The 9,235-nt window shown below is 50.4% G+C and carries 11 protein-coding genes and 1 pseudogene; 9 read left to right on the top strand and 3 right to left on the bottom strand.

Translation table 11 applies throughout. From position 1 onward, the window contains the following. Window positions 1–74: 74 nt before the first annotated feature. Window positions 75–584 carry a hypothetical protein gene (locus FYJ45_RS28160; protein ID WP_207708461.1) on the top strand — a complete coding sequence of 170 codons (510 nt, stop codon included), beginning with the start codon at window positions 75–77 and terminating at the stop codon, window positions 582–584. A gap of 61 nt (window positions 585–645) precedes the next feature. On the opposite strand, the gene FYJ45_RS28155 is transcribed toward FYJ45_RS28160, so the two are convergent. Next, entirely contained in the window at window positions 646–966 is a 321-nt protein-coding gene (locus tag FYJ45_RS28155) for a thioredoxin family protein (RefSeq protein WP_154468277.1), read from the bottom strand. A gap of 195 nt (window positions 967–1,161) precedes the next feature. After that, window positions 1,162–2,463, bottom strand: coding sequence for a DNA polymerase Y family protein (locus FYJ45_RS28150; protein WP_154468276.1), 1,302 nt, complete (start codon window positions 2,461–2,463; stop codon window positions 1,162–1,164). Window positions 2,464–2,666: 203 nt separating this feature from the next. Between FYJ45_RS28150 and FYJ45_RS32915 the strand changes: the two genes are divergently transcribed. The 8 genes and pseudogenes from FYJ45_RS32915 to FYJ45_RS28110 all read left to right on the top strand — a co-directional run bounded on the left by FYJ45_RS32915 (window position 2,667) and on the right by FYJ45_RS28110 (window position 8,175). Continuing rightward, window positions 2,667–2,831, top strand: coding sequence for a FeoB-associated Cys-rich membrane protein (locus FYJ45_RS32915; protein WP_408609546.1), 165 nt, complete (start codon window positions 2,667–2,669; stop codon window positions 2,829–2,831). 20 nt (window positions 2,832–2,851) lie between these two features. Next, window positions 2,852–3,313 carry a transcriptional repressor gene (locus tag FYJ45_RS28140; protein WP_154468274.1) on the top strand — a complete coding sequence of 154 codons (462 nt, stop codon included), beginning with the start codon at window positions 2,852–2,854 and terminating at the stop codon, window positions 3,311–3,313. A gap of 296 nt (window positions 3,314–3,609) precedes the next feature. Then, window positions 3,610–4,224, top strand: a complete 615-nt coding sequence (locus FYJ45_RS28135) for a hypothetical protein (protein WP_154468273.1) — start codon at window positions 3,610–3,612, stop codon at window positions 4,222–4,224. A 54-nt stretch (window positions 4,225–4,278) separates the two neighbouring features. Then, window positions 4,279–5,105: pseudogene (locus FYJ45_RS32910) on the top strand (zinc-binding dehydrogenase). A gap of 140 nt (window positions 5,106–5,245) precedes the next feature. Continuing rightward, on the top strand, window positions 5,246–6,430 hold the full coding sequence (locus FYJ45_RS28125; protein WP_154468272.1) for a serine hydrolase domain-containing protein: 1,185 nt from the start codon (window positions 5,246–5,248) through the stop codon (window positions 6,428–6,430). A gap of 246 nt (window positions 6,431–6,676) precedes the next feature. Further along, window positions 6,677–6,865, top strand: coding sequence for a hypothetical protein (locus FYJ45_RS28120; RefSeq protein WP_154468271.1), 189 nt, complete (start codon window positions 6,677–6,679; stop codon window positions 6,863–6,865). 331 nt (window positions 6,866–7,196) lie between these two features. Beyond that, window positions 7,197–7,772 carry a GTP pyrophosphokinase gene (locus FYJ45_RS28115; RefSeq protein WP_276917390.1) on the top strand — a complete coding sequence of 192 codons (576 nt, stop codon included), beginning with the start codon at window positions 7,197–7,199 and terminating at the stop codon, window positions 7,770–7,772. 145 nt (window positions 7,773–7,917) lie between these two features. Next, window positions 7,918–8,175, top strand: coding sequence for an HPr family phosphocarrier protein (locus FYJ45_RS28110; RefSeq protein WP_195842028.1), 258 nt, complete (start codon window positions 7,918–7,920; stop codon window positions 8,173–8,175). 213 nt (window positions 8,176–8,388) lie between these two features. Here FYJ45_RS28110 and FYJ45_RS28105 read toward each other — a convergent pair whose 3' ends face one another. Continuing rightward, entirely contained in the window at window positions 8,389–8,961 is a 573-nt protein-coding gene (locus tag FYJ45_RS28105; RefSeq protein ID WP_195842027.1) for a TetR/AcrR family transcriptional regulator, read from the bottom strand. Window positions 8,962–9,235: the final 274 nt, after the last annotated feature.

Raw genomic sequence — 9,235 nt, 5'->3', positions numbered from 1 at the left:
TGGCTCATAAGTAATTCCTGATTGGTCATGGTATCATCCTCCTAAATATAAGGATATAATACCAGATCACAAGGGTGATAAAACGGACTTATATAGGTTACCAACACATTTGCGGACTAACACCATTATTTTCTAATGCGAATGGAAAGCGGTTAATAAATTTTGAAGAAAAGGTGAAATGTGAAAACATAGCTTTTGACAAGCCCGTTTCCTTAGATGTATATATTCAGGCGAAATCAAGGGATGACGGAATAGCAGCTTTCTATGAATTCTTAAAAAAGAGAAAAAATAAAAATAGTTATATACTTTTGTTTGCTAACAGAGAGAATTATGATGAAAGCTTTAATTTAGAATTATCTTCTGAAAAATTGGCAGATAAAATGATAAAACATTATGGAATGTTAAAACAAAAAGGTGCCGCAAAAATCAATATTAATTTATTTTACAATGGCTTTTGGGGACTTGCGTTGTTGTTGGGAAATCAGATGCCTACTACGTTTCCGATACAATTATACGATTATGAAGTAAGCAATCAACAATATTATAAATCCTTCAGCCTTGCCTCCAAAATTTTTGAACTTTAAAGCTTATATAGGGATTGTCAGCTATAGCCATTTTCTGTTGGCGGACAGGAGGCTCTGCTGCCTACGCCATCTCACATAACGTCCAGCGGCAGTCCTCCGGGAAGTATTGGAGCAGCACCTTCACCAGCAGTCCGTTTACAAAGATGTCGCAGTCAAATTCATAGGACGGAATTCCTGCATAGAGCTTTTTTTCAGAATGATTCACATGGATTTTGTCAAAGGTGCGTATGATGCCGTCCTCATCCTGCATTTTGAACAGAATAGGCGTTACCTGGCCGGAAGCGGTCGTCCAGCTGCAGCAGGCGATCTCCTTCCGGTTTCTTTTGGGCTTCCATTCCGCCTCGGAATTATAATTGATATCTTTGTCCGTATGAATGAGCAACCCAATCGCCTCCTTTCTTTCCGTTAAATCTTATGGCATGAGTCAGTCTGTCGCAGAAAAAATCTGTCTTGTCAGCTTCCAAAACGCAGTCCCAAAATGCAGTTTTTTTCATCCTCAAGTCCCATAGCCTCAATTCTCCATAACCTCAATTCCCCATAGCCACAGATTCAGACCGCGGAGCAGCAGAAAGCAAAGCTACAGAACCGTCTCCCTGCTGTAATCCACATCCATTTTATCCCTGGTAATGCCGCCGGACATGTGATCCACCATGGCGGCCTGTTTTACGAAAACAGCGCGCTTGAGCGAATCGATGCCGTAGCGGGCGCGGATGCTGTCCGCCATGGTATCGGCAAGCTCCAGTTTTTCAAAGCCTGGTTCCCGTTCCCGGTAGAGGGGAGAGCAGTCCAGATCCGCCAGGTGGAGCTGACGGCAGTCCGGCTGTTCTTTCACCCGGCCGGTATGGATGCCCAGATGCCGGATGGGGGTGATGCCGTCCCAGGTTTCCCGGAACAGCTCCAGCGCAGTATGGTAAATTTCATTGGTAATATTGGTGGATGCAGGCAGCGTCCTTTGGTGGGAGCAGGAAGAAAAATCGGAATATTTGATGCTCACAGCTACCACCTCAATTTTCACCGCATCCCTGCGCAGCCGTGCGCCCACGGTTTCCGCCAGGGAAAGGAGCACCATGGCGGCGGGCCTTTCCCCGCAGATGTCAAAAGCGATGGTGGTGGAGTTGCCGTAGCCCTTATTGGCGGGAGCGATGCTTTCCACCATTGCGGTATCACGCCCGTTGGCATAATTCCAGATCACTTCGCCGTAGGACTTCAGATGCGCCCGCAGAAGCTTCCGATCCGTATGGGCCAGGTCGCCGATGGTGGAGATTCCCAGTCTGCGCAGCTTGGGAAAGGTGGAGCGGCCTACGAAAAAAAGGTCGGTAACCGGAAGAGGCCACATCTTCCGGGGGATTTCTTCCGGGAAAAGAGTATGGGTCCGGTTGGGTTTACGAAAGTCGGAGGCCATTTTGGCCAGCAGCTTATTTTCAGAAATGCCGATATTTACGGTGAAGCCAAGCTCCCGTTCGATCCGTTCCCGGATAGCGTCCGCCGTGGAAAGCGGATCACCCCAGAGCTGCCCGGTGCCGCTCATGTCCATAAAGGCCTCATCAATACTGTATTGCTCCACATCGGGCGTATATTCCCGCAGGATTTCCATAAATGCATTGGAGCACTGGGAGTAGAGCCGGTAGTGGGGCGGGACGATCAGCAGGCCGGGGCATTTCTGCCTGGCCTCCATCAGGCTTTCTCCGGTCTGGATGCCGTAGGCCTTGGCAGGAAGGGATTTTGCCAGGATGATGCCGTGGCGTTTACTGGAATCCCCGCCCACCGCACAGATCTGCTCCCGCAGATCCACGCTCCCTCCCAGGTGCTTCAGCCGGTAAACCGCTTCCCAGGAGAGGTACGCGTTGTTTACATCCACATGAAATATAATCTGTTTCATGAGAAAATTATAGGACAGAACGTATGTTCTGTAAAGAGGAAAAAACAGGAAGAGGGCATCTGGGAGGAAGATTTTTGGAAAAACCATGGAAAATATTCTTGACAAAGAATAGGTGTTAGTTTATACTAACTTAAAGAGAACAATTGAGAACCATTCTCAACAAGAAAAAGGAGATGGAACATATGACATTCCTTATCAATAATATGGGAACCATAATAACAGCCCTTCTCCTCATTATAGCGGTCGCTCTGGTAATCCGCATAATGATCCGGGATAAGAAGGCGGGAAAGGGTTGCGGCGGTGGCTGCAGCGGCTGTGCACATTCCTGTTCCTGCCATGGCAGCGTCAATCAGAACAAGGTAAAATAGGGCGGACAGGAGTGGAACGGATGATACAAACGAAACGCAATAACAATCAATATGAGAAGAATGCAGGCCGCCGTGAGAGAATTCTGGACGAACTGAAAAGAAACGGTTTCCGCATTACCAGTCAGAGGAAGCTGCTGATCGATATTATTCTCTCCGATGAATGTTCCTGCTGTAAGGAAATTTATTATAAGGCAGTGCATGAGGACCCGTCTATCGGCATCGCCACCGTATACCGTATGGTAAAGACGCTGGAAGAAATCGGGGCCATAGACAGGAAGAACCTGTACCGCATTTCCTGTGATGAGAACTGTGAATTTCAGGATGGCTGCGTCCTGGTCCTGAAGAACAAGGAAAAGGTGACGCTGTCCATGGAGGATTTCAGGGAGGCGGTAAATGAAGTCCTCAGAAGAAAGGGCTACAGGGAAGAGGAAAAGGTGGAGACGGTGATTTTAAACAGTCTCAGCCTTGCGGAAGGCGTATGAGCCGGCCGGTTAATATGGAAACAATGAAAACGGTCTGCGGGGGTTATTCCGCAGGCCGTTTTCCAGGTGGAAATCATCGGATGTCGGTGATAGAATGAAGTCGTAGCTGATATCATGCATTTCCTGACCGGAAGATTGGCCTGATTTCTTTTTTCCCTTCCATGAACAAAACCCTTCTGTTTGTAACAGTGACAGGCAGTTCTCTTGATTTGAGGGAAAACAAATGTTACAATCTGTCACATGGTGAGAATTATAGACAGGATAAAAGAATTTGGCAACAGAAATGGGGAAAGAAAATGGAAAAGAAGAATGCTTCGGGAACAGTTACGGGAATCTGCAGGGTAATACGCTGTCTGACGGTGGCTCCGCTGATGGCGTGCGTCATGCTTTTGATTTTATATGGCAGGGATAAGGCGCTGTGCGGCCAGGCGGCGGGGCTGGCGGAAAGCCTGGTTTTCCTTGTGGCGCTGCCGCTGCTGGCCTATCCGCTGCAGCCCCTGTTGCCCGGATACCGGGACAGGGGACGAGAAGGCCAGCGGAGCCTTGCCATGATATTTGCCGTGGCAGGGTATGTGCTGGGCTGCCTCGTGTGCCTGATTTCAGGGGCGCCGGTTTCCCAGTGGATTATTTATCTGGAATATCTGCTGTCGGGCCTGTTGATTTTCGGCTGCAATAAGCTGCTTCACAGGAAGGCCAGCGGCCATGCCTGCGGTGTGGCAGGCCCTGCGGCGCTGCTTATTTATTTTGGCGTCCCCGCATGGATCCCGGCGCTTCTGGTGCTGGCGGCGGTGTGGTGGGCCAGCCTTGTCATGCGCAGGCATACCTTAGGCCAGTTGGCAGGGGGAACGGTGATTCCTGTGGCGGTGATGGCCGTAATCCGGCTGGTTGTCGGGCTGGCTGCCGGGATCTGAGGAGGAAAAGCCGGCAGGGCTGTCTGAGGTAAGGAAGAAAGGAAGATAAGAAAAATGAAAGCGGTTATATATAAAGAAAAAGGGGTTTTCAGCCTGGAGAAGCGTCCTCGTCCGTCGCTCCGGGATCCGAAGGACGCTATTGTGAGAATTACGCTGTGTTCCATCTGTTCCAGTGATATCCATATCAAGCATGGGAGCGTGCCCAGGGCGGTGCCGGGAACCATTGTGGGACATGAAATGGTGGGCGAAGTGGTGGAAACCGGTTCTGCCGTAACAAAATACAGGCCCGGGGACAGGGTGGCTGTCAATGTGGAAACCTTCTGCGGAGCGAAATTAAAAAAGGGGATACGGTGCTTGTGCTGGGAGCCGGCCCCACCGGCCTCTGCACGCTGATGTGCGCGGCGTTGTATGAGCCGGGTGCAATTATCTGCGCGGACATCAGCGAAGAGCGCCTGGAGCTTGTCAGAAGCCGGAAGCTTGCGGACCGGGTAATCAATCCCCGAAAGGAGGATGCGGCGGAAGCGGTGCGTGCCATGACGGAGGGCAGGGGCGCCGATGTGGTGATAGAGGCTGCCGGCGGCGAGGATACCTTCCGTATGGCATGGGAGGCCGCGAGACCCAATGGGACGGTATGCATTGTGGCGATGTACGAAGAGGCGCAGCCGCTGCCTCTGCCGGATATGTACGGAAAGAACCTGACCTTTAAAACCGGCGGCGTGGATGCCAATGCCTGTGATGAAATCCTGCGCCTGATTGCGGAGGGACGCCTTGATACCACCTGCATGATAACCCACAGATTTACGCTGGATCAGGTGATGGAGGCCTATGATATATTTGAGAATAAGAAGGAACATGTGATGAAAATTGCAGTGAGGCCGTAATGCTGCCGGAGTGGAGTTGCCGGAGCTTATGTCTCATGTGTTTTTTGCAGGGGTGTACATAAGATAGGCCTTTTCTTTCCGCCTGTTTTGTGAGAAAATAAGGCGGAAGTAAATTGACATAAGGGGAAGGATGCGGAGAAATGAAAGCAGAATTAAGGAATCGGATGCAGGAGATGCTGGAAGCGGCTGTTGCGGCGAAGGAGCTGGCCGGCGGCAGCCTGCTTGTCAGACAGCATGGTGAGGAGCTTTGCTATCTGGAGGCCGGTATGGCGGATCGGGAAAAGGGAGAGGCTGTCCGGAGGGATCATATTTACAGGCTGTATTCCATGAGCAAGCCCGTAACGGCTGCCGCGGCCATGATGCTGTTTGAGCGGGGGCTGCTGGATCTGGCGGAGCCGGTTTCCAGATACCTGCCGGAATTTGCCGGACAGCTGGTGGAGGAAAATGGAAAGCTGGTGCCTGCGGTCAGGGAGGTCACGGTAAAGGATCTGCTGGGTATGACCTCAGGGCTGATGTACAACGGAAATCCGGGGCTGACGGGAGCATATGTCACCGAGCTGTTCCGAAAGGTGGATGAAAGGCTGCTTACCGATCAGGCGATGACGACTGCCGAAATAGCAGGGGCGCTGGGCAAAGGCCCGCTGGCGTTCCATCCGGGAAGCTCCTGGCTTTACGGAACCTCGGCGGATGTGCTGGGCGCGGTGGTGGAAGCGGCAGCAGGCATGACCTTCGGGGAATTTCTGAAGAAGAATATCTTTGAGCCGCTGGAGATGAAGGATACGGGCTTCTTCGTGCCTGAGGAAAATAGGGACCGTCTGGCAGCCGCTTACCGTCTGAATGCCGCGGGAGAACTGGAAAGATATACACAGAACCATCTTGGGATCATCAATGCCATGGACAGGCAGCCGGCCTTTGAATCTGGCGGCGCGGGCCTTGTTTCCACCATTGACGATTACGCCCGCTTTGCCCAGATGCTTTTAAATGAAGGGGAGCTGGACGGAAGAAGGATTCTGCAGCCGGCCACCGTACGTTTTATGACGGCCGGACAGCTCACTCAGGCACAGAGGGAAGCGTTCGGAAGGAATTTTGCCAATATGCCCGGCTTCAGCTATGGAAACCTGATGCGTGTGATGGTGGATCCCGGACAATCGGCAACACTGAACCATGTGGGAGAGTATGGCTGGGACGGCTGGCTGGGCTGCTATTTTGCCAACGATCCGGCTGCGGGCATGACCATGCTGTTCATGATGCAGAAAACGGACTCGGGGCTTACCTCGGTGGTACGCAGAATGAGGAATCTGATGATAAGCAGTCTGGAGGACTGATTCAATCGCAAAAAGAAGACAAAAAGGCCGGGGAGGGCAAAAAACTTCTCCGGCCTTTTTGGCGTAACTTTTAGAAGGACGGCGCCTGCGCCGATGCGTTTATCCTGTAGGAAATGAAGCCGCGCGTCCCCAAAATGATTTGTTCGGAAAATTCCCGGACCCGTTTTATTTTTAGAGCTTGGGTTAGAGGAAGGGGATAAATTTATCTTTTCGTATGAATGCCCTGCCGGGATGTGCCCAAAAACAATGGCACAGGTATACACATGGTGCGAGGTTATCAGATGCGGCGGAGACTTTACATACAGAGGCTTAAAGGAAAAGTATGAAATGGATATTCCGTGCGCTGACGGGTGTATCAAATTCCATCTCAAAACCACGCCCATAAACAGAGATGAGAACGGAAAACCAATGCCAAACAATCCAAGACCGGAATAAAAAGGGGCGTTTATGAGTAATGAAGTCTGTTCAGCAGCCCTGATAAACAAAAAACTGATTTTTGTGCCTTTACATCCTTTATACATCATATTTACAGCCGGGCGGTAGTACATATCAATAAGAGTTGTTAAAATCAGATATCCCGTTGCAGGCAGCGGGTATTTGATCCTGGCGGCCGCCGTCCAATATCCATGCAGTCATGCCTGTATGGCTCGATATCCACAAAAATAAATGGACGGCTGCCGCCGGGAAACTGCGGCAATGAAAGGGGAAGTCGGCTACGGAAATTGGAAAGGAACAGAGTCTGGACAGATTTACCGGCGACGAATTTGTGGTGAAAAGCAGATGTATTATCAGCATGCTGCTCGCCAAGCTGGACATCATCAATGCGGAGCTGAGCATGAAATACGACAGAAATATTATTGTACAGACCTCCGGACGCATTAAGACGCCGGAGAGCATCCGGGCAAAACTGCGTAAAAAAGGATATGAAGAAACCTATGAGATGGCCCAGGAAAAAATCAATGACATTGTGGGCGTCCGCGCCGTATGCTCCTTTATGGATGATTTGTATCTTGTGGCAAAAGCGCTGGAGCAGCACAGGGATGTACGCACGGTGAAGGTAAAGGACTATCTGCAGGAACCAAAGAGATCCGGCTACCGCAGCCTTCATCTTATTGTGGAGGTGCCCATTTATTTTCAGGGGGAGGAGCTGTGGAGAAGGGCGGAAATACAGCTGCGCACGGCGGCCATGGACTTCTGGGCGGGACTTGATCACCAGCTGATATACAAAAGAGGACTGAAAGAAGCAAAGCTGATCGGGCAGGAATTGTATGAATATGCGCAGATTGTGGAGGAGCTGGATCGGAAAATGGTGGAGCTGCGGGACAGAATCGCCGCAATCTGACAAAAATGCATAATACACCTTTGAAAACGTAAGAAAAAAGTAAAATTAAACAAAAAATTGACGATGAACTGGGGTAATAATTACGCAATGTGCACGCATAGGATATAATGTTTGTGTAGCAAGGGGCATTATGGAGGGCATTCTAATGAGGGAATTTAATTACACTGTAAAGTCAATTGTTGGGCTGCACCCGCGTGTGGCAGGAGTATTGATGCATCTCGTGCGGGATTTTGAGAGCGACATCATACTCACGAATGGGGATAAGGGCGGCAACCTGAAGAAGCTGCTCGGCATTCTCCATATGAATATCCAGTATGGAGACCGGCTTCACTTACAGATTTCCGGGGAGGATGAAGAAGTGGCGTGCCAGGAAATGCAGGCATTTATGGCACAGAACCTATGACGGTCAGGCCGCCTTTCCCGGTCCTTTGCAGGTGTTGGCCGCAGAGGAGGCGCGGGAAAGTAAAGCAGCTGCCGGAGGCAGTGAACACCCGTCTGCGGCAGCCGGCTGAAGAAAGGCTTCCTGTGCCGGACAGAGTTGAGTACTATCTGTCCGGGCAGGAAGCCTTTTATGTTTTTGGGAAAAACAGCCTTCTTCCGGAAGGAGAACCGTTTTTCAAAAGATGGGAGTGACAAGGCCCCGCTTAATCATGTCTCCTGCCAGTGACGCAATCTGCTTCGGAGGCTCCGGCGCATCCTTGTTCAGCCAAGCTTCAATCAGCCCGATGCAGCCCGATACGAGGAAGGAATAATAATAATCAAAGGCCTGCGAGGGCTGGCTGCTGCGATTCCATACCTGGAGAATCCGTTCCTTGACCAGCCCCTTCATGCGGTTGATGAAAGCCAGGTCGCCGTGAGCGCCCATGAGCACCTGGCCGGCCTGCATATTTTCATAAAGGAAGGAGAATACATCTTCCAGCACGCTGTAGAGGCTGTCCTCCTGTATGGCGGTGAAATCCCGGTTCAGAATCTCGCTGAACTGGCAGAACAGCTCGTCCTCCACGGAGTCCAGCATGTCGTAGACATCCCTGTAATGCAGGTAAAAGGTGCCCCGGTTGATATCCGCAAGATCGGAAAGCTCCTTTACGGAAATATCCTTGACCTCTTTTTCCTTCATAAGCGTCAGCAGGACCTCTGTCAGCCGCGCTTTTGTTTTCCGGACCCGGCGGTCAACCTTTTCCGTTACCATAAAATCCCTCCTTTTTTCCAAACCCATGCCCGCAGGCGCAAATCTTAAAAGATTATAAAAAATTAACACAAAACGCGAAAGTGTTCATTATCAAACACGAGGAAAAACACTGACTATTGAATTTATTCCCTTAAATTACTATAATTTATGGTGTTAGTCCGCAAATGTGTTGGTAACCTATATAAGTCCGTTTTATCACCCTTGTGATCTGGTATTATATCCTTATATTTAGGAGGATGATACCATGACCAATCAGGAATTACTTATGAGCCAT

The sequence above is a fragment of the Eisenbergiella porci genome (genome assembly GCF_009696275.1).
Lineage (GTDB): Bacteria > Bacillota > Clostridia > Lachnospirales > Lachnospiraceae > Eisenbergiella > Eisenbergiella porci.
Note: the sequence above shows the minus strand (reverse complement) of the source record. Positions and strands in the feature narration are given on the sequence as shown.